This window comes from Neisseria yangbaofengii, from assembly GCF_014898075.1.
Taxonomy (GTDB): Bacteria; Pseudomonadota; Gammaproteobacteria; order Burkholderiales; family Neisseriaceae; genus Neisseria; species Neisseria yangbaofengii.
The window spans coordinates 2553206-2573737 of sequence record NZ_CP062976.1; the positions used below are offsets into that span (position 1 = coordinate 2553206).

At 50.0% G+C, this 20532-nt stretch carries 17 protein-coding genes and 2 pseudogenes; 3 read left to right on the forward strand and 16 right to left on the reverse strand.

Annotated features, from left to right (window positions below):
• Positions 1 to 26: 26 nt before the first annotated feature.
• Positions 27 to 1031, reverse strand: coding sequence for a quinone-dependent dihydroorotate dehydrogenase (locus H4O27_RS12395; RefSeq protein WP_165009346.1), 1005 nt, complete (start codon positions 1029 to 1031; stop codon positions 27 to 29).
• Positions 1032 to 1382: 351 nt separating this feature from the next.
• Between H4O27_RS12395 and H4O27_RS12400 the strand changes: the two genes are divergently transcribed.
• A complete protein-coding gene (locus H4O27_RS12400; RefSeq protein WP_165009269.1) occupies positions 1383 to 2087 on the forward strand; it encodes a fumarylacetoacetate hydrolase family protein in 705 nt (234 codons plus the stop codon).
• A 55-nt stretch (positions 2088 to 2142) separates the two neighbouring features.
• On the opposite strand, the gene H4O27_RS12405 is transcribed toward H4O27_RS12400, so the two are convergent.
• From H4O27_RS12405 to H4O27_RS12440, 9 genes and pseudogenes are all read right to left on the reverse strand, one after another.
• Positions 2143 to 3561 (reverse strand): tetratricopeptide repeat protein, encoded by a 1419-nt coding sequence (locus H4O27_RS12405; RefSeq protein ID WP_165009267.1) that lies wholly within the window; start codon positions 3559 to 3561, stop codon positions 2143 to 2145.
• A 50-nt stretch (positions 3562 to 3611) separates the two neighbouring features.
• Positions 3612 to 4082, reverse strand: a pseudogene (locus tag H4O27_RS12410) (capsular polysaccharide export protein, LipB/KpsS family); the annotation flags it as partial.
• A gap of 126 nt (positions 4083 to 4208) precedes the next feature.
• The gene (gene rfbC, locus H4O27_RS12415) at positions 4209 to 4748 is read right to left on the reverse strand and encodes a dTDP-4-dehydrorhamnose 3,5-epimerase (protein ID WP_165009344.1); all 540 of its coding nucleotides are present in this window, start codon (positions 4746 to 4748) and stop codon (positions 4209 to 4211) included.
• Between the two features lie 58 nt (positions 4749 to 4806).
• Positions 4807 to 5682, reverse strand: a complete 876-nt coding sequence (rfbA, locus tag H4O27_RS12420; protein WP_165009265.1) for a glucose-1-phosphate thymidylyltransferase RfbA — start codon at positions 5680 to 5682, stop codon at positions 4807 to 4809.
• Between the two features lie 214 nt (positions 5683 to 5896).
• Positions 5897 to 6958, reverse strand: coding sequence for a dTDP-glucose 4,6-dehydratase (rffG, locus tag H4O27_RS12425; protein ID WP_165009263.1), 1062 nt, complete (start codon positions 6956 to 6958; stop codon positions 5897 to 5899).
• Between the two features lie 212 nt (positions 6959 to 7170).
• Complete coding sequence (galE, locus tag H4O27_RS12430) at positions 7171 to 8187, reverse strand: UDP-glucose 4-epimerase GalE (protein WP_165009261.1); 1017 nt, start codon at positions 8185 to 8187, stop codon at positions 7171 to 7173.
• Positions 8188 to 8301: 114 nt separating this feature from the next.
• A complete protein-coding gene (locus H4O27_RS13225; RefSeq protein ID WP_226883408.1) occupies positions 8302 to 8571 on the reverse strand; it encodes a hypothetical protein in 270 nt (89 codons plus the stop codon).
• Positions 8572 to 8630: 59 nt separating this feature from the next.
• Complete coding sequence (locus H4O27_RS13230; protein ID WP_226883409.1) at positions 8631 to 8999, reverse strand: hypothetical protein; 369 nt, start codon at positions 8997 to 8999, stop codon at positions 8631 to 8633.
• Positions 9000 to 9011: 12 nt separating this feature from the next.
• Positions 9012 to 9656 (reverse strand): glycosyltransferase, encoded by a 645-nt coding sequence (locus tag H4O27_RS12440; RefSeq protein ID WP_226883410.1) that lies wholly within the window; start codon positions 9654 to 9656, stop codon positions 9012 to 9014.
• Between the two features lie 75 nt (positions 9657 to 9731).
• Between H4O27_RS12440 and H4O27_RS13235 the strand changes: the two are divergent.
• Positions 9732 to 10585, forward strand: a pseudogene (locus tag H4O27_RS13235) (IS630 family transposase).
• A gap of 24 nt (positions 10586 to 10609) precedes the next feature.
• Here the strand turns inward: H4O27_RS13235 and H4O27_RS12455 are convergent.
• The 4 genes from H4O27_RS12455 to gltS all read right to left on the reverse strand — a co-directional run bounded on the left by H4O27_RS12455 (position 10610) and on the right by gltS (position 14021).
• Complete coding sequence (locus tag H4O27_RS12455; RefSeq protein ID WP_226883549.1) at positions 10610 to 11086, reverse strand: IS630 family transposase; 477 nt, start codon at positions 11084 to 11086, stop codon at positions 10610 to 10612.
• A 37-nt stretch (positions 11087 to 11123) separates the two neighbouring features.
• The gene (locus H4O27_RS12460; RefSeq protein ID WP_165011108.1) at positions 11124 to 11432 is read right to left on the reverse strand and encodes an IS630 transposase-related protein; all 309 of its coding nucleotides are present in this window, start codon (positions 11430 to 11432) and stop codon (positions 11124 to 11126) included.
• Between the two features lie 199 nt (positions 11433 to 11631).
• On the reverse strand, positions 11632 to 12666 hold the full coding sequence (locus tag H4O27_RS12465) for a lysozyme inhibitor LprI family protein (protein ID WP_165011110.1): 1035 nt from the start codon (positions 12664 to 12666) through the stop codon (positions 11632 to 11634).
• A gap of 134 nt (positions 12667 to 12800) precedes the next feature.
• Positions 12801 to 14021: a sodium/glutamate symporter gene (gltS, locus tag H4O27_RS12470; RefSeq protein ID WP_165011112.1), complete on the reverse strand. Its 1221-nt coding sequence runs from the start codon at positions 14019 to 14021 to the stop codon at positions 12801 to 12803.
• Between the two features lie 168 nt (positions 14022 to 14189).
• Here gltS and H4O27_RS12475 point away from each other — a divergent pair.
• A protein-coding gene (locus H4O27_RS12475; protein WP_371870279.1) for an IS5 family transposase occupies positions 14190 to 14941 on the forward strand; the annotation gives its coding sequence in 2 pieces (ribosomal slippage) (positions 14190 to 14526 and positions 14526 to 14941; 753 coding nt in all).
• A 434-nt stretch (positions 14942 to 15375) separates the two neighbouring features.
• On the opposite strand, the gene H4O27_RS12480 is transcribed toward H4O27_RS12475, so the two are convergent.
• A complete protein-coding gene (locus tag H4O27_RS12480) occupies positions 15376 to 17664 on the reverse strand; it encodes a Tex family protein (protein ID WP_165011012.1) in 2289 nt (762 codons plus the stop codon).
• Between the two features lie 121 nt (positions 17665 to 17785).
• Positions 17786 to 20416 (reverse strand): leucine--tRNA ligase, encoded by a 2631-nt coding sequence (gene leuS, locus H4O27_RS12485; protein WP_165011014.1) that lies wholly within the window; start codon positions 20414 to 20416, stop codon positions 17786 to 17788.
• Positions 20417 to 20532 lie beyond the last annotated feature (116 nt).

The window sequence follows — 20532 nt, forward strand, 5'->3', positions numbered from 1 at the left end:
GCCTGTCGGTTTATCGGGCATGATGTTTAGCGAATCGCTGCCACGCAATCTTTTACCAGCGAGGGGCCTTGGTAGATTAAGCCGCTGTACACTTGCACGGCGGTGGCGCCCAAACGGATTTTTTCGGCTGCGTCACGGCCTTCCATAATGCCGCCGACACCGATAATGGGCAGTGCACCGTCGATGTATCCGGCCAATAATTTCAGCACTTGGTTGCTTTTCTCGCGCACCGGCAAGCCGCTCAAGCCGCCTTGTTCTTGCGCTAAGGCATGGTTGCCCAACGATGATTTGTCGATGGTGGTGTTGGTGGCGATGAGGCCGTCCATTTGCACGCTTTTGACCACGTGGGCGATGTTTTCGATTTGCGCTTCGTCCAAATCAGGGGCGATTTTCACTGCCAGCGGCACGTATTTGCCGTGTGCGGCGTGTAAGTGTGCCTGCTTGTTTTTCAAGGTTTCCAGCAAGGCGCTCAATTCGTCGCCATCTTGCAGCGCGCGCAGGTTTTTGGTGTTGGGCGAAGAAATGTTTACGGTGATGTAGTCGGCGTGGGCATAGGCTTTTTCCAAACAAATCAGGTAATCATCAGCCGCATGCTCAATCGGGGTGACGGCGTTTTTGCCGATGTTGATGCCTAAAATGCCTTTATAGCTGCCGGCTTCGATGTTGCGGATCATGGCATCGATGCCGTGGTTGTTAAAGCCCATGCGGTTGATGATACCTTGGTACTCGGGCACGCGGAACAGGCGCGGTTGCGGGTTGCCGGGCTGCGGTCGGGGTGTGACGGTGCCGACTTCGAGAAAGCCGAAACCGAGTGCACCGAACGCATCGATGCATTCGCCGTTTTTATCCAAACCTGCCGCCAAGCCGACCGGATTGGGCAGATGCAGCCCCATCAGTTTGGTGGCTTTGCCTTGGTTGTCGGCAAAGGGAATCAGGCCGAGTTTGTCGCAGATTTGCAGACCTTTGATGGTCATATTGTGGGTGGTTTCGGGATTGATTTTGAATAGAATGGAGCGGGCAAGGGCGTACATGGACGGGCTTTCTCGATAGTGGAAACAATGGCGGTATTTTACCTGAAAAAGATGGCTTAGGCCGTCTGAAACCGTGCGCAAGCTGACGATGGCCAAGCTTCGGACGGCCTGAGCCTTTGCAAAATCCTTATCTTTGGCACATTTCTTCGTTATGCGCTGCTTGAAAGTTTGCCCGGCTTTGTGATACGTCTGCGCTTTCTGTGCTGCGCCCACTTCGAACTGCACTCAAATCTGAGGTTTTGCAAAGGTTTCGGCCTGATGAATCAACGCTTAAGCGAAAACGCACATCAGCCCGGGCGAATCTGCTAAACTGTCGGCCAAATTGTCTTGATGAAAAACAGAGGAGAAATCATGTCATACGTTTTCGAGCCGGTTCAGACGGCCGCTTTGCCGGTGGCAGGCAGCAGCGACAAATATTCCGTGCGCCGTGTGTATTGTGTCGGCCGTAATTATGCCGGTCATGCGCGCGAGATGGGTTCCGATCCCGACCGCGAACCACCGTTTTTCTTTTGTAAACCGAACGACTGCCAATCGATTGTGCCGGTGGCGGCCAATGAAACCGTCGATTTGCCGTATCCGGGCTTAACATCAAACTATCATTATGAAGTGGAATTGGTAGTGGCCGTCGGTAAGGGCGGTCAGAATATCCGTGCGGAAGATGCCCAAGGACATATTTTCGGCTACGCGGTCGGCTTGGACATGACCCGCCGCGACTTGCAGGCGCAAATGCGCGAAACCGGCCGCCCGTGGGAAATCGGCAAAGCGTTTGATTTTTCGGCGCCGATTGGTGAATTGCACCGCATCAGCGAAACCGGTGCGCTGTCTGACGCGGCGATTGAATTGAGTGTCAACGGTGAAACCAAGCAAAGCAGCAACATCAATCACTTGACGTGGAGTGTGGCGGAAACGATTGCTAAATTATCGGAATTGTTTACCTTGCGGCCGGGCGATTTGATTTTTACCGGTACGCCTGAAGGTGTAGGGGCGGTGGCGAAAGGCGATATCATCCGAGCGAAAGTCGAAGGCTTAACCGGTATTACCGTTTGCGTGAAGTAAATATGAAATTTTAATCAACAGGCCGTCTGAAAGATTACCTTTCAGACGGCCTGTTTTATTTTGAAGGTACCAAACCTGCTTCGTGCTGCCATTTATCTAGTAAATACTCAAAAGCCTTCGGATTTTCATAGCCGTTTTCGATGGCGGCTTGCAGCCAGGCGCAGGCAATGGGCACATTGGCGACCACGCCTTGGCCGTAGTAATACAGGCGGGCAAGATGGTATTGTGCTTCGGCATGACCTTGCTCTGCCGCTTGTTCAAACCAATAGGCGGCTTGGCGGTTGTCGGCTTTGACACCTTGGCCGTGGAAATAGATGAAGCCTAGGCCAAACGCTGCAGCGGCATGGCCTTGCGCGGCAGCTTGCATATACAGTTTGCGTGCTTCCACATAATTCACGGCCTGATTGCGACGGCCTTGGTGGTGGGCGAGTGCGGTTTGATGGGTTTGCTCGGTTTGCTGGTGTTGCAGAGCGGCGGTTTTGATGCGCTCGTATTGCTCGGGGCGGTACAGCGCGGCATCGCTCAACAGCTTTTGGTAGGCACTCAAGCTGCCGTGTTCGGCAGCTTCGCGGTAATAATGCCCGGCGGTTTGCGCATCGGCTTTAATGCCCAAGCCGTAGCGGTAGATATCGCCCATCAGTTGCAGGGCTTCGGGGTGGCGGTGCCCGGCTGCGATTTTGGCGTGTTTGGCCGCTTGCAAGGGATCGCGCTCGGTCAGGCGGCCGGTCAGGTAATGGCGTGCCAAGGCGGTACGCGCTTGTTGGTCGCCGTTATCGGCGGCGGTTTGATACCAATTCAAGGCCTCGGCATGGTTTTGTTCGGCCAGAACATCGGCCAACAGGGTTTGTGCAGCGATAAAGCCGTTGTCGGCGGCAAAGCGCAGATGATGGGAGGCAAGGGTATTGTCGATGTTTGTGCCTATGCCGTAGCGGTAGATTTTGCCCAGTTGCCAATGGGCAACGGGCAAGCCTTGTTCGGCAGCCCGGTGATACAGCTCGCGGGCTTTGGTTAAATCAGGTTCGGCAGAAAAATGATGGTGCAACGCCAAAAAATATTGGCCGAACGGATGACCTTGTGCTGCCGTTTGCTGCGCCCAATACACGGCCTGCGTATCATGGCGGTCGGCATAATATTCGAGCAGGCTCAGTTGCGCGGCGAGCAAGCCGCTTTCGGCCAACCAAGCATATTGCTGAATGTGGCGGTCAAATGATGCGCCCATGCTTTCGCGGATGCGCAGCAGATTGTAGGTGGCGTAGGGGTGTTTTTGTTGGGCGGCAATGTCGAGCCACGAAAGAATCGCCGGATAATCGGGCTGAGGCGCTTCCATCATGATCAGGCTGACTTCAAACGCTGCATCCGGATGCCCTTGTTCCGCCGCTTGGCGCAGCAAGGCCAAACCTTGCATGCTGTTCGGGCTTTTGGCCAACAGCGTACGGGCTTGCTGGTAAAGGGTTTCTGGGACAGCGGCGGACATGATGGACGGGATTATGCGTTAAGAGTAGGACATTATACTGTTTTTGGTAAAGTTTTGTTCATTATCATGGCATGAATGTCAGGTTTTGGCGATAAAAGGCCGTCTGAAAAATCCGGCGCATGGTTGTATTTGGACAAACGGTGCGTCAAAATCAAATCCATTGCCTGCCGCGCTTGGCTAAGCATTTCAGACGGCATATCCGCCGTCAGAATCAACTGTTCCAAACGCGATGGGCGGGTTGTGTCGTAATAAATGCCGATATCGTCATAAACCAGTGCAAACGGGGGATAACCGGCCACGCCTAAGCCTAATGAGCGCAAGAAGCCGTCTTCCAATGCCACAAAAGGCAAGCTGTGTGATTGTGCAAACGCACGCGCTTTATGGGTGGTTGGACGCAGGCCCCAGCCGATAACTGTTTCCGCATGTTGGCTGCTTTTTCGGATGGTGTACTCGGGCAGAAAATCTGCAAGATTAGGAATTTTGCGGATGCCGCGAGATGGAATGTAAGCGTTTTTTACCATATGGATTTTTATCGGGAAAAGCGGAAAGGTTTCAGACGGCCTTGTCAGCCACAAAACAGTTGGATACTATTCTACCGAAAAAAACAAAGGCGGGTGTATCCCCGCCTTGATTCATGGAGTTACTGCTTAGAAAGTTGCTGCTTCGGCAAGTAACTTACCCGCCAAATCCTTGGCCGATAAGTTCGGTTCGCCCAATAAAGGCCAGTCAATCCCAACCGCAGCATCATTCCAAATCAGGGAATGTTCCGCATTCGGGTTGTAATAATCGGTGCATTTATAGACAAATTCCGCTTCATCGCTCAACACATAAAATCCATGGGCAAAGCCTTCCGGTACCCATAATTGGCGTTTGTTGTCCGCCGATAAAATATCGCCGACCCAGTGTCCGAAAGTAGGGCTATCGCGGCGCATATCCACGGCTACATCAAATACTTCGCCCGATACGACACGAACCAGCTTGCCTTGGGTGTTTTCGGTTTGATAATGCAAACCGCGTAACACGCCTTGGGTGGATTTACTGTGGTTTTCCTGCACAAAAGTGCGGTCGGCCACATTTTGGCGGAACCATTCATCGCGGAAGGTTTCCATAAAGAAACCGCGCTCGTCACCGAAGACTTTGGGTTCGATAAATTTGACATCGGGAATACGGGTGTCGATGACATTCATCATGTTTTTCCTGAAAAAAAGTGTTTCAGACGGCCTGGAAACCGGTAAAAACGGCTTCTTAATCTTTGCCAACCAATCGCAATAAATACTGTCCGTATTCGTTTTTACACATCTGCTGTGCCAAGGTTCTGACTTCATCACTGCTCAGCCAGCCATTGCGCCAAGCGATTTCTTCCAAACAGGCCACTTGCAGGTTTTGAATGTTTTCAATGGTTTCTACAAATGCAGCCGCTTCCAAAAGGCTGGCGTGTGTGCCGGTATCAAGCCAAGCGAAACCGCGGCCGAGCAGTTGGACATTGAGAGAGCCGTCGTCCAAATACATTTGATTCAAGGTGGTGATTTCCAATTCGCCGCGTTCAGACGGCCTTACTTGCTTGGCAAATTCCACCACGCGATTGTCGTAGAAATAGAGGCCGGTGACCGCCCAATCGGATTTGGGCTGTTTGGGCTTTTCTTCAATTGACAGGGCTTTGAAATTATCGTCAAACTCAATCACGCCGAAACGTTCGGGATCTTTCACTTGGTAGCCGAATACGGTGGCGCCTTTGGTTTTCACAGAAGCGGCGGCCTCCCTCAACGATTGGCTGAAATGCTGGCCGTAGAAAATATTGTCACCCAACACCAAGCATACCGAATCATCGCCGATAAATTCTTCACCAATTAAAAATGCCTGTGCCAAACCGTCGGGGCTGGGTTGGATGGCGTAGGAAATTTGAATACCGAAATCGCTGCCGTCGCCTAGCAAGCGGCGGAAAGCATCGTTGTCTTCCGGCGTGGTGATGACCAACACATCACGGATTCCGGCCAACATCAACACCGACAAGGGGTAATAAATCATCGGTTTGTTATACACCGGCAGCAATTGTTTCGATACGCCGCGGGTAATCGGGTAAAGGCGGGTGCCGCTGCCGCCTGCGAGAATGATACCTTTCATCGGCTTGTTTTCCTTGTGTAGTTTGTGTTCGGACGGCCTTAATGCCGCCTGAACGTGTTTTTTTATTTGAGACCTTTGCAAAACCCCGGATTTGAGTACGGTTCGAAGTTAGAGCAGCACAGAAAGCGCAGACATATCATAAAAATAGGCAAGCTTTCGAGCAGTGCCTAACGAAGAAATGTGCCAAAGACGGGGCGTTTGCAAAGGTCTCTATTTAATTGCCCAAACGCTCACGGTTATAACTGCCGTCTAACACGTGCGACCACCAGGTTTTATTGTCCAGATACCATTCTACTGTTTTGCGGATGCCGCTTTCAAAAGTTTCCTGCGGCTGCCAGCCCAAGTCACGGCTGATTTTCCCTGCATCGATCGCATAGCGCACATCGTGACCCGGGCGGTCTTTCACATAGGTAATCAAATCCTCATAACGCGCTACGCCTTGCGGTTTGTTTGGCACCAATTCTTCCAACAAGGTGCAAATGGTGCGCACCACTTCGATATTGGCTTTTTCATTGTGGCCGCCAATATTGTAGGTCTCGCCGATTTCACCTTCCGTCACTACTTGATACAGCGCACGCGCATGATCTTCGACATAGAGCCAATCGCGAATCTGCATACCGTCGCCATACACCGGCAGCGGTTTGCCATCAAGCGCATTCAGAATCATCAGCGGAATCAGTTTTTCAGGGAAATGGTAAGGGCCGTAGTTGTTGGAACAATTGGTAACAATGGTCGGCAAGCCGTAGGTACGCAACCATGCACGCACCAAATGGTCGCTGGAAGCTTTGGAAGCCGAATAAGGGCTGGAAGGAGCGTAAGGCGTGGTTTCGGTGAACAAATCATCCGTGCCGTGCAAATCGCCATACACTTCATCAGTAGAAATATGATGGAAACGGAAGGCTGATTTTATTTCGGACGGCATATTCTGCCAATACGCGCGTGCTGCTTCCAAAAGCGTGTAAGTGCCGACAATATTGGTTTCGATAAATGCCGCAGGGCCATCAATGCTGCGGTCGACATGGCTTTCCGCCGCCAAGTGCATCACCGCATCCGGCTGATGCTCGGCAAACACACGATCCAGCGCTGCTCGGTTGCAAATATCGACTTGTCCAAACGCATAGCGCGGATGATTAGCCACAGATTCCAGAGATTCCAAATTACCCGCATAAGTGAGTTTGTCCACATTCACCACTGCATCTTGCGTATTATTGATGATATGGCGGACAACCGCCGAACCGATAAAACCGGCGCCGCCGGTAACAAGAATTTTTTTCATGATGGAGACAATTGAAATATTGTGATAGATATAGTAAATCCACTTTAAAATAGTACGGCGTTGGTTCGCCTGGCCGTATTATTCATACTGTCTTCGGCTCACCGCCTTGTCCTATTTTAAAGTGAATCCACTATAATATTTATCCTATTTGTCTGATTTTATCACAAATTAATAAAGGCCGTCTGAAGCTTCAGGCGGCCTTTCTTTATCGCTTAATCATCATAGCCATTCGGATTATTACTCACCCAGCGCCATGAATCTTCCATCATTTGGGTTAAACCAAATTGCGCTTTCCAGTCGATTTGTGATTCGGTAAACGCAGGATCGGCAAAACAAACGGCAATATCGCCATCTCGACGCGGTTTGATTTGATAAGGAATATCCAAGCCGGAAGCTGCTTCAAAAGCCTTAACCATATCCAAAACAGAATAACCGTTGCCCGTACCCAAATTATAAATATGCACGCCTGATTCTTTTGCTTTAGCTTGCATGGCTTTCAAATGACCATCGGCCAAATCAACTACATGGATATAATCGCGTACACCGGTGCCGTCCGGTGTAGGGTAGTCGTTGCCGAATACCGATAAATAAGGCAACTTGCCCGAAGCCACTTGGCAGATATAAGGCAGCAAATTATTTGGAATACCATTAGGATATTCACCAATCAAACCGCTTTTGTGCGCACCAACCGGATTGAAATAACGCAGTAAAATCACACTCCAGCGCGGATCGGATTTTTGAATATCCGATAAAATGCGTTCCACCATGTATTTCGATGTACCGTAAGGGTTGGTCGTACAGCCCACCGGCATATCTTCCGTAATCGGCGTACGTGCCGGGTCGCCGTAAACGGTAGCTGACGAACTGAACACAATGCTGAACACGCCTGCTTTGGCCATTTCTTCCGCCAAAATCAGGCTGCCCGAAACATTATTATCATAATACTTCATCGGCTCGGCCACGCTTTCGCCCACCGCTTTCAAACCTGCAAAGTGCATGACCGTTTCAATTTTGTGTTCGGCAAAAATCTTTTGCAGCAAAGCACGATCACGAATATCGCCTTGATAAAAGGTAATGTCTTTACCGGTAATTTCTTTTAAGCGTGGCAGAATCTTGGCACTGGAGTTGCACAGATTGTCGAGAATCACGATATCGTAGCCTGCTTCAATTAGGGAAACGGCGGTGTGTGAGCCGATAAAGCCGGTACCGCCCGTAACGAGAATGCTCATAGCGTTTTCCTTGTTCCTTTTCAATAAGGCCGTCTGAAAAGTTTCAGACGGCATGGGATCTTTACAATCTTCAAAAAGTATTGTGTTGCGAAATCTTCAGTAATGGTTAATGGATCAGAGAATATGATACCACTCTAAAATCAGCCGGCCAAAATAACGGGCTGCATCTTCAAAGTTCTTGAAGTCTTTTTTAGACTTGCGGCCGATACTGAAGCCTTTGTTGTTGCTCAAAATTTTAAGGCGGTAGTCTTTTGCCAACATTTTTTCGGCGAAAATCTTAAATTGGTTGATGTCTCGAACGGAAATGTTGAGGTGGATGTAATCTTGGGCGTTGACTACATCAAAGGCTACCTGACCAAAAGGGGTGGCCGTTTCAAAAACCAATACATTGTTATTCCATACCCAATTTTTAACCCAAGGAATGTGGCGCTCGGTAATCAGGGTTAAGCCGGAGCGTAGACCTTGCTGGAAATCGATACCGTTTTCTTTTTTTGTAATTCTGGCGTTAAGTCAATCCAACTTAATTGACTCCGCTCAAGTGATTTGGTCTGCAATGTAAGTTTGATGGTTTTGCCTTGTTGGTCAATGGCTTGGCAATTGTCAATTACCGGAGCCAGGTTGAGCAGTGGAGGGCCGATTAAGTAGACTTTGTTCTCTGTTTGAAAGACATCGTAAAAAATAGAGGTATTATCGTATTTTTGTGTATAGGTAGGGTCAATAAATTTTTCTTCGCGGGAATTGATTCTCCTAAGTGGCCAATTTTCAGGAATAATGAGGGCATTGGGCGTAATAATTTTGCGTTGGGTTTTCATGGGTTTTCTTTATTAATTGATTAAGTGGTAGAAACGATTAATGGCTTTTTGCTGGTAATCTTCAATATCATAAGTGGTCAGGGTCAGTTTGCCTGCCAAAAAGTCACCCAAGCCTTGAGCCAGTCCTGTAACTGAATTTTCAACCAGGTAGCCTGAACGGTTTTCCAAGACTCCGCGTGAACAGACAATATCGGTGGCAATAATCATCTTTTCCAGAATCATGGCTTCAAAGAGCGTCATGGGTTGCCCCTCATGGTTGGAGGAAAGCACAAAGCAGTCAGCCTTTTTGAGCAAAGGGAAAGGGTTGGAGCGTAATCCCAGCAGATGAACCTGATTTTCCAATTTGAGTTCGGCAATCTGCTGGCTTAAAGCATGACGCAGAGCCCCGTCGCCAACAATCAGTAACCGGCTATCGGGATAATCGGCGGCAATTTGTGCAAAGCTGTTGATGAGCTTGGCATGGTCCTTTTCCATCGACAGGCGCCCAATGGTAATAAACACTTTACCTGTCCCCTGAAAGTATTGCTCGTCTTCAGGCAGGAGGGGTTCGGCTGCCAGACTTCGGGTTTGTTCAGGTTGCTGGAGATTATCGGTATAGTCGAATTTTTCCAGCGGAATATTGAAGGGTCGGGCCAGATTGGACTGATTACGTTGCATGGTTGGTTTGGAGACGGAAATATAGTATATTAAAATAAGAATTCCCAAGTCAACACTGAATATTTAGAGTCCAAAATGTCATACTCAATAGAACTACGAGAAAAAGCATACCAATACTATCAGGCATGCAAAAATGCCAGCGAAGTTTGCAAAGCATACCAAATTGACCCAAAAACATTTCGAAGTTGGAGAAAACGCTATGAGCAAACTGGTTCATTTGAACATCAAGTCAAAGGTGGCAATGCAACCAAAGTCAATAAAAACCTGCTCATAAAATATGTTAAAGAACACCCTGATGCATACCAGCATGAAATTGCAGCTCATTTTGGGTGTACGCCGGCTAATATTTGTTATTTGTTCAAAGTATTGGGTATTACGCGTAAAAAAAGACCACGAGCTACAAAGAACAAAAACCAGAACAGGTAGCCACTTATCAACAAGCATTAAATCAATATGCTGATTATCAAGTTGTTTTCCTTGATGAAACAGGATTTGATACTTTTTACTACCGTCCTTATGCCTATTCACCAAAAGGGCTTCCAGTTAAAGCGCAAATCAGTGGTAAACGATACCAGCGCACATCACTGGTTGCAGCTCAAATCAAAGACCAAAGTAATCTAATTGCACCCATGATTTATTCAGGCACGATGGATAGTCGTTTATTTGAAGCATGGTTTGAAGGCGTATTGCTGCCTGAATTAACTGAACAATCTGTTATTGTGATGGATAATGCTCGCTTTCATCGGATGTCTGTTTTAGCAGAGATTTCAGAAAAAGAGGGGCATAAAATCTTAGCTCTTGCACCTTATTCGCCAGAGCTTAATCCGATTGAAAAAGCATGGGCGAACATTAAAAAGCATCTACGAAAAGTGCTGCCTGAAATGGGCAATTTTATGGCCGCATTAATGAGTAGTTTTTATTTTAATTAACTATATATAGTCAATCTCATGAATTTAAATAACACTCCTAAACAACTCATCCACAGACACCACCCCAAGTTTTCTCCGTCTCGCCTTTAACCAAGCCCATTTCTTTTCGATTGGATTCAAGTCGGGACTGTAAGGCGGCATCCATAGGACGGTATGCCCCTTTTCCTTCAGCAAGGCTTCTGCCTTACCCTTATGAAACGCAGCATTGTCCATCACCACCACATTCTCGGGCGGCAGTTGCGGGATCAGTAACCGTTCTACCCAAGTGTCGAATATCCTGCTGTTGATGGAACAGTCAAACAAACCGACCGCAAACAGTTGATTATCATACAGCGCACCGATGGCATTAGTCTGATTACGTCCCTGCTGGTCATGGGTATCAATACACCGTCTGCCTTTTGGGGCATAACCGTAAGGACGGTGGACGGAAGCTCTGAATCCGCTTTCGTCCAGCCAAACAATCGGACGTTCTTTCAGTTGGAAACGGTGTCTGAGTCTGATAAAGCGTTTTCTGAGCTGAACATCTGCTTTGGGGTGTTTATTGGTCTTTTTTTCGGCTGATTCCGTATCTTTTCAATGCCTGGTGGATGCCGTTGGTCGAACAGTTGAGCCGTTGTGCCCGTTCGTAGCAATAGGCATCGGGGTATTGTTCGACGTCTCTAAGCAGTGCTTCTTTGGTAATTTTGAGGGGTTTTCTGTCTTTGGGATAGCCTTTGGGAGTGGGATTCTTTTTCCATTTGAACACGGTATCGCTGCCGATGCCGAGCTCTTTGGCTACTTGACGGATGGAGAGGCCTTGGGCGAGTTTGGCTAAGGCGAGTTGGCGAAAGTCTGTTGAATAGGTCATGGGGGAGATTGTAATTTATATTTTGGGGATTGACTATAGCAATTTGATAACATGGATAAAGCTTATCAATATTATAATGCTTCGGTATGATGTTATTTGGTTTGGAGGCCGTCTGAATATTTCAGACGGCCTCCAAACTTGTTGAGTAAATTAAAAAAACAGGGTTTCCGAAAGGGAAGTCCTGCTTTGATTTTAGGGCTTAGTTAATGGTAAAACCACGCAGGTATTGGGTGCGCTCGCGGGTCATGCGGGTGTCGCATTGCAGTTGCAGATATTCGGCTTGCGCCGGATTATCGGCAGGTGCAGCGGCTTGCAGGCAATTTTGTGATTTGCTTTGAATCCAGCTGCGTTGCTCACCCAAAATACCTTGTTGTACGCCACGCTCCATGCTGTTCCATACACCGTTGATTTCGGCTTCGGCTTGGCGGTTTTGCGCACGTGCGGTTTCTAAGTCATTGATGGAGAACGATGGATTTTGAGAAGATGAATCCGCATTCGGGCTGATGATTTCGGTGTGCGAATCCATGCCGATTAAGTCTTGCGGGACGCCGTCTGATTGGCTGGCGGCATTATTTTCCAAAATATCGTCCGGGTCGGCTTCTGGCGGTTCGTCGAAAACTTGAGTTGTGCTTAGGCGGATGGCTTCTTCTTTGCTTACCGCTTGGCCGTCAATCATGACAATGCTTTTTACGCCATATGGCAGTAGGGCGGCGGATAAGGTCTGTGCAGCGAAGTTCACGACATTGTCTTCCAGACTCACGCCGTCGGCTTCGCTTGGTGTGTAGCGGATGGTGGTGGTGAAGCTGTTGCCGGAGTAGCTCAGGTTGCTGCCCATGATTTTTTGTTCGATGATTTCGCCTACGCTGCTGCTGCCGTAAATCAACGGGCTGTTGGTTGCGGCGCTGTTGGCAATATCGGTCGGGATGATGATACGTAAACCTGCATTACACAAGGTTTTATTGCCTTCGCGCACGGTTTGGGCATCTTCTAAGGTGATATCGAGTAGGGAACCGGCGGCAATGATTTTATCGGCATCAACAAATTGCCGGCTGTCGTTGCGGGCAAATGCACGCGCTTCTTGCTTGATGATGTCTTGGATATTGTTGCGGATGTTTTGCACCACGGCAGGGGCGGCACAGGCCAATTCGGCGGTGTTATTCTGCTTGTTCGATTCATCGCCGCAAGCAGTCAATAAACCGGTGGCGAGCGTTAGAGCCAGCAGTTTGCGATACATAAATATTCTCCTTAACGGGTATTGCCGTGTTAAATGAAAGCGGCAATACGCATTTTTGATGTTTCAGACGGCATAATAACAAAAGCACTTGTAACAAGTAAGATGTTACAAGTGCTTTTTCGTTCATTAACTGATTATTTGAGGAAGTTTAAGAAGCCCGACAAAATAATCGCATTGACGATATCGACAAAGAATGCGCCGACCATCGGTACAATCAGGAATGCTTTGTGTGATGAGCCGAAGGTTTGGGTAATCGATTGCATATTGGCAACCGCAGTCGGCGTGGCACCCAAGCCGAAGCCGCAGTGGCCGGCAGACAATACAGCCGCGTCGTAGTCGTGCCCCATCACCATATAAGTCACGAAGGTCGCATACAGAATCATCACCACCACTTGAACCGCCAAAATAATCGCCACCGGGCCTGCCATACCGGTCAATTCCCACAGTTTCAGGTTCAACAGTGCCATAGCCAAGAAGAGCGACAGCGAAGCATTGCCGAATACGTCAATCGCGCGGTCGAACATGTTGACTTTGAATGCTCCGGTCAAGACGTTACGCAGAATTACACCAAAGAACAAGCACCATACGAATTTCGGCAAATCAATCAAATATTGTTTGTCGTAGTTGTCCATGATTTCGGCAAAAGCCAAACATGCAGCGAACATCGCCAAAGTTTCCACGGCATTGTCTGCGGTAATCAGGCGTTGGCGGTGCGCTTTTTCAAAGATGTCATCGTTGTTGTCGTTGGTGTTTTCGGTTGAGGTTTCTTCGGCAGAAACCGGTTTGCGGCCTTGGCGGTTAATCAGACGGCGTGCTACCGGGCCGCCAATCAGACCACCGAATACCAAACCGAACGTAGCGGCTGCCATCCCTAAGGTAGTTGCCCCCATAACGCCGTATTCTTTCTCGAAGGTTGGCCCCCAAGCACCTGCGGTACCGTGACCACCGGTCAGTGTTACCGAACCGGTCATCAAACCAATCAGCGGATCCAAGCCCAATACGGTCGCTAAGCCTACACCCACGGCGTTTTGTACCACGATGAACAAGCCCACCACCGCAGTAAAAATCACCAATGGCAAACCACCGGCTTTTAAGCGTGAGAAGTCTGCACTTAAGCCGATGGAAGTAAAGAAAATCAGCATGAAGGCATCTTGCAAAGGTTTTTCAAATTTGAAGCTGACGCCGTACATTTGGTGCAAAACAAACAATACCAAAGCAGCAATCAAGCCGCCGGCAACCGGCTCAGGGATGTTGAAATCGCGCAGAATGCGGACTTTTTTCACCAAAAATTTACCCAAAAGCAGCACCAACGTTGCCGCAATCAGGGTGTAGTAACTGTTAAATTCCCATTCCATAATAGTTTCTCTCTATGTAAAAAAGGGTTTGTCAAAGATAATTGACGATATTAGGGGAGTCGTTAAATTTTGTCAAAGAACAAAGCTCATTTTAATTGCATATTTACATTTTGGTATAGAAAATCCTAAGGCCTGTCGACATTCAAATTTTCAGTGTATCCCATCCTCATGACCAGATATATTCTTACCGAAGCACGGTGGGCAATAATTGGGCCTTTATGCCAAGGAAAAGTTGGCGATGCCGGCCCAACCGCTGTCGATAACCGATTATTTATAGAAGCCATACTATGGATTATCCGTACCGGCAGTCCTTGGCGCGATCTGCCCGAAGAGTTCGGCAATTGGAAAAGTATCCACAAACGCTACCGCAGATGGGTTTTGGCCGACCGTTTTCGTCATATTTTTGAAGAACCGAACCGTGATCTCGATATGGAGTATGTCATGATTGACGGCACAATCGTCAAAGTTCACCGCCACGGTCAGGGTGCAAAAGGGGGACTCGAAACCAGGCCATCGGCCAATCCAAAGGCGGAATGACGACCAAGATTTTGGCTATGGCGGATGCTTTGGGGAACCTGATTGACTTCAAACTGATGCCTGGTCAGCGCAATGGCATTTGCGGCGTAGAACCGCTGATTAAAGATAAGGAATTTGATGCTTTGTTGGCGGATAAAGCCTTTGATGCCGACTGGCTGGTCGAAGAGCTGACCGAAAGGGGGAGTAAGGTGGTTATTCCGCCGCGTAACAACCGCAAATCGCAGCGGGAACACGACAAGATGATGTATTGCTGGCGACATTTGATTGAGAACTTTTTTTGCAAACTCAAAGAATTCAAGAAGATTGCGATGCGTGCAGAAAAAACTGGCCAGTCTTTTACTGCCAATATTTACCTTGCGGCTGCCGTATTGCGATTAAGGTAAACTTGAATGTCGACAGCCCCTGGTGTTGTTTGCACTTTTTCTTTTTTGCCTGAAGGCCTATTTGGGATTTTCGAGCGTTGCCAAGAATGCCGAAAGGCACGGCAAAGCCGCATGATTCTTGATAACGCCCGAAAATCCTAAACCAATCGTTCGGGCAAAAAACAAAAGCCGTTTTGCATAAAGAGTGTAAACAACCCGACGATTTCCTACAGCGGCAGATTCCTTTGAATTCGGCTAGATAGCGCTGTGCCAATGCCGGAGCTTTTTTTAAGACGGCCATGGTTTCAAAGCCGGTTTGAGGCGGGAGTGAGGAATGGAATACATGATTAAGCCGTTGATAAGGTGAATAGAGTAAAAAATCCCGTTTTTTTCTATATTTTAGCAATGCTAAAAAACGGGATTTTTTACACGTCATGTCCAGCCCTATGTTTATATTATTTCTTCAACTTCGCAAACGCATCCGCCATCGCGGTATTGCCCACTGCTTTTTCACGCGGATTGCGTTGATTGCTGTTTGAACGTGTTTTACCGCTACTGGATTGATTTTCAGACGGCCTGCCGCTGCGTGTGTCGGCTGCACCGCCTTCATCATCCAAGCGCATGGTGAGCGCAATGCGTTTGCGCTTTTCGTCCACTTCCAACACTTTCACTTTTACCACATCACCGGCTTTTACCACTTCGCGCGGGTCGCTGACGTATTTGTCGGCGAGTGCAGAGATGTGGACGAGGCCGTCTTGGTGTACGCCGATATCGACGAATGCGCCGAAATTGGCAACGTTGCTGACCACGCCTTCCAAAATCATGCCGATTTGCAGGTCCTTGATTTCGTTCACGCCTTCGGCAAATGAGGCCGTCCGGAACTCGCCGCGCGGGTCGCGGCCGGGTTTTTCGAGTTCGGCGAGGATATCCAACACGGTCGGCAGGCCGAATTGTTCGGTGGTGTATGCGGCGGGTTTGATGTGTTTGATTTGTTCGCGGTTGCCGATTAAATCACCAGCGTTGATGTGCAAATCATCGAGCATTTTGGCGACAATCGGATAGGCTTCGGGGTGTACGGAGCTGGCATCGAGTGGCTCTTTGCCGCCGTTAATGCGCAAAAATCCGGCGGCTTGTTCGAAGGTTTTTTCACCCAAGCGCGGCACTTTTAAGAGTTTTTTTCTGGTGTCGAACGCGCCGTGTTCGTCGCGGTAGGCAACGATATTTTGCGCAAGCGTTTGGTTCAGGCCGGAAATGCGGGCGAGCAGCGGGGCGGAGGCGGTGTTCACGTCCACGCCCACGGCATTTACGCAGTCTTCCACTACGGCATCGAGCGATTTGGCCAGTTGGCTTTGATTCACGTCATGTTGATATTGGCCGACGCCGATGGATTTCGGATCGATTTTCACCAATTCGGCGAGCGGGTCTTGCAGGCGGCGGGCGATGGAGACGGCGCCGCGCAGACTCACGTCCAATTCGGGGAACTCGCGCGCGGCCAGTTCGCTGGCGGAATAGACGGACGCACCGGCTTCGGACACAACGATTTTATGCAAACCCATTTCCGGCATGGCTTTTACCAATTCGCCCGCCAGCTTGTCGGTTTCGCGGCTGGCGGTGCCGTTGCCGATGGCAATCAGCTTCACACCGTGTTTTTTAATCAAAGCGGCAAGCGCTGCCGACATATTGTTTTCTTGGTGTAAATACACAATCACGGTGTCCAGCAGTTTGCCCGTGTCGCTCACCACCGCGCATTTCACGCCGTTGCGGTAGCCGGGATCAAGACCGAGTGTGGTCAGACGGCCGGCGGGGGCGGCGAGCAGCAAGTCTTTGAGGTTGCGGGCGAATACGGTAATCGCATCGGTATCGGCGTTTTCTTTCAGACGGCCTAAGGCTTCCAATTCGAGCGACAGGAAGATTTTTGCGCGCCACGCTAGGCGCACGGTGTCGCGCAGCCATTTGTGGCCGTCTGAAACGTGGAAATGTTTGGCGATGAAGTCTTCGTATTCAGAAGCTTGGGTAATCGGCGTGTCATCGGGCCGGTATTTCAGCGCGACGGACAACATGCCTTCGTTGCGGCCGCGCAAAACGGCCAGTGCGCGGTGGCTCGGCATGGTGCGCACGGCTTCGCGGTGGTCGAAATAATCTTTGAATTTTTCGCCTTCGTTTTCTTTGCCTTCCATCACTTGCGCGTGGATTTCGGCTTCGTTCCACAATTTTTCACGCAGGCGGCCGATGAGTTCGGCATCTTCGGCGAACTGTTCCATCAAAATTGCGCGTGCGCCGTCGAGCGCGGCTTTGGTGTCGGCGATGTCGTCTTTGACAAACGGCGCGGCGGCAGCTTCCATGTCTTGCGGCTGCTCGTTCAGCAATAAATCGGCCAGCGGCTGTAAACCTTGCTCGCGGGCGATTTGCGCTTTGGTGCGGCGTTTGGGTTTGTAGGGCAGGTATAAATCCTCCAGCGCGGTTTTGTTGTCGCAGGCTTCGATTTGCTCGCGCAGGCCGTCTGAAAGTTTGCCTTGTTCTTCAATGCTTTTTAACACGCTTTCTTTACGCGCTTCGAGTTCGCGCAGGTATTGCAGACGCTCGGCCAGCGTGCGCAATTGCGTGTCGTCCAAGCCGCCGGTGGCTTCTTTGCGGTAACGCGCGATAAACGGCACGGTCGCGCCTTCGTCAAGCATGGCGACGGTGGCGGCAATTTGGGCGGCGGTGGCGGAGAGTTCTTGAGCGAGAATGTGGGTGATGTTCATGGTTGGTAGTCGGGGCAAAAAGGCCGTCTGAAAAAAAGATTGATTATAGCGGATATAAAGCAAAAAGGCCGTCTGAAATCTTTCAGACGGCCTTGCCGGATTCGGTTTTTTCCAACAATGTTTACACCACGATGTTCACCAAACGGCCCGGAACAACGATGATTTTTTTCGGTGCTTTGCCTTCCATGAATTTCACTGCGCCTTCGTGGGCGAGTGCGGCGGCTTCGACGGTTTCTTTGGAAGCATCGGCGGCAAGGGTGAGTTTGCCGCGCAGTTTGCCGTTTACCTGCACCATGATTTCGATTTCGGATTTCACCAGTGCGGCTTCATCTGCCTGCGGCCAGCCGGCTTCCCACAGTTTCGTGCCGTTCAATTCGCTCCACAGGGTTTCGCTGATGTGCGGGGCAATCGGCCACAGCAGTCGGGTTACGGCTTCCAGCACTTCTTGGGCAACGGCTCTGCCGGTTTCGCCCGAAGTATCGGTTTTGTCGTATTGGTTCAGCAGTTCCATCACGGCGGCGATGGCGGTGTTGAACTGTTGGCGGCGGCCGTAGTCGTCGCTGACTTTGACGATGGTGCTGTGCAGTTTGTGGCGCAATTCTTTGAGTTCTTTGCTCAAACCGTCTTGGCTGCCGGCAAACGCTTTGCCTGCTCCGCCCTGTTTCAGGTATTCGTAAACCGTGCGCCACAGGCGGCGCAGGAAGCGGTGCGCGCCTTCTACGCCGCTGTCGCTCCATTCGAGGGACTGCTCGGGCGGGGCGGCAAACATCATGAACAGGCGGGCGGTGTCTGCGCCGTAAGCGTTAATCAGCTCTTGCGGATCGACGCCGTTGTTTTTGGATTTGGACATTTTTTCCGTACCGCTGATGACGACGGGCAGTCCGTCGGCTTTCAGCGTGGCGGAAACGGGTCTGCCTTTTTCGTCGGTCTGCACTTCGACATCGGCGGGGTTAATCCAGTCTTTGCCGCCTTTTTCGTTTTCACGGTAATAGGTTTCGCAGACGACCATGCCCTGCGTGAGCAAGCGTTCAAACGGTTCGTCCACTTTGACCAAGCCTTCGTCGCGCATCAGTTTGGTGAAGAAGCGGGCGTAGAGCAAATGCAGAATGGCGTGTTCGATACCGCCGATGTATTGATCGACCGAACCCCAGTAATCGGCGGCGGCAGGCTCGATCATGCCGTCTGAAAACTCGGGCGACATATAGCGGAAGAAATACCAGCTCGATTCCATAAAGGTATCCATGGTATCGGTTTCCCGCTTGGCGGGTTTGCCGCAGCACGGGCATTGGGTTTCGTAAAATTCGGGCATTTTTGCCAACGGCGAACCCATGCCGTCCGGCACGACGTTTTCCGGCAGTACCACCGGCAAATCTTTTTCGGGAACCGGCACGTCGCCGCAATCGTCGCAATGGATAATCGGAATCGGGCAACCCCAGTAGCGTTGGCGGGAAATGCCCCAGTCGCGCAGGCGGTATTGGGTTTTCGGTTCGCCCGCACCGCTGCTTTGCAGTTCGGCGGCAATCGCTTCAAATGCCGTCTGAAAATCCATGCCGTCAAATTTGCCGCTGTTGACCAACACGCCGTTTTCTTTGTCGGCATACCATTCTTGCCATTGGTTTGCATCGAATGCGTTGTCGCCGACGGCAATCACTTGTTTTTTCGGCAGATTGTATTTTCCGGCAAACTCGAAATCACGTTCGTCATGCGCCGGAACCGCCATCACTGCGCCGTCGCCGTAACCCCACAAAACATAGTTGGCAATCCACACTTCCAGCTTGTCGCCGTTGAGCGGATTAACCACGAAGCGGCCGGTCGGCACGCCTTTTTTCTCCATCGTCGCCATATCCGCTTCGGCAACCGAACCGGCTTTGCACTCGGCGATAAACGCCTGCAATTCGGGTTTGTCGGCGGATGCGGCGGTTGCCAGCGGATGTTCGGCGGCAACGGCAACATAAGTCGCACCCATCAGCGTATCGGGGCGGGTGGTATAGACTTGCAGGAATTGTGCGTCATCACCTTCCAAACCCTGTTTGCTGTCGTCTGAAACCGCAAAACGCACGGTCATGCCGCGTGATTTGCCGATCCAGTTGCGCTGCATGGTTTTGACTTGTTCCGGCCAGTGTTCCAGCTTGTCCAAATCGTTAAGCAATTCTTCGGCATAATCGGTGATTTTGAAGTAATACATCGGGATTTCGCGTTTTTCGATTAACGCCCCCGAACGCCAGCCCCGACCGTCAATCACCTGCTCGTTCGCCAACACGGTTTGATCGACAGGGTCCCAGTTTACCGTGCCGTTTTTGCGGTACACCACGCCTTTTTCAAACAGTTTGGTAAACAGCCACTGTTCCCAACGGTAATATTCCGGCTTGCAGGTCGCCACTTCACGATTCCAGTCGATGGCGAAACCCAAACTTTTAAGCTGGGTTTTCATATATTCGATGTTGTCATACGTCCACGCCGCCGGCGCAACGTTGTTTTTCATCGCCGCATTTTCCGCCGGCATACCGAAAGCGTCCCAACCCATAGGCTGCAACACATTGAAACCGTTTAACAATTTAAAACGGCTCAACACATCGCCGATGGTGTAGTTGCGCACATGCCCCATATGCAGCTTGCCGCTGGGATAGGGGAACATGGACAAACAGTAATATTTCGGTTTGGAAGCGTCTTCGGAGACGTTGAAAATACGGGCGTCGTCCCATTTTTGCTGCGCCGCCGGTTCGATGGCGGACGGTTGGTATTGTTCTTGCATGATTCGTCTGCTTTACGCTGAAAAAAAGTGAAAAATTAGCATGGGATTATAGCAGTTTACTGGCGAATTGTCGGCAATTTGCGGAATCTGTTTGCATAGGAAATATGTAATAAAAA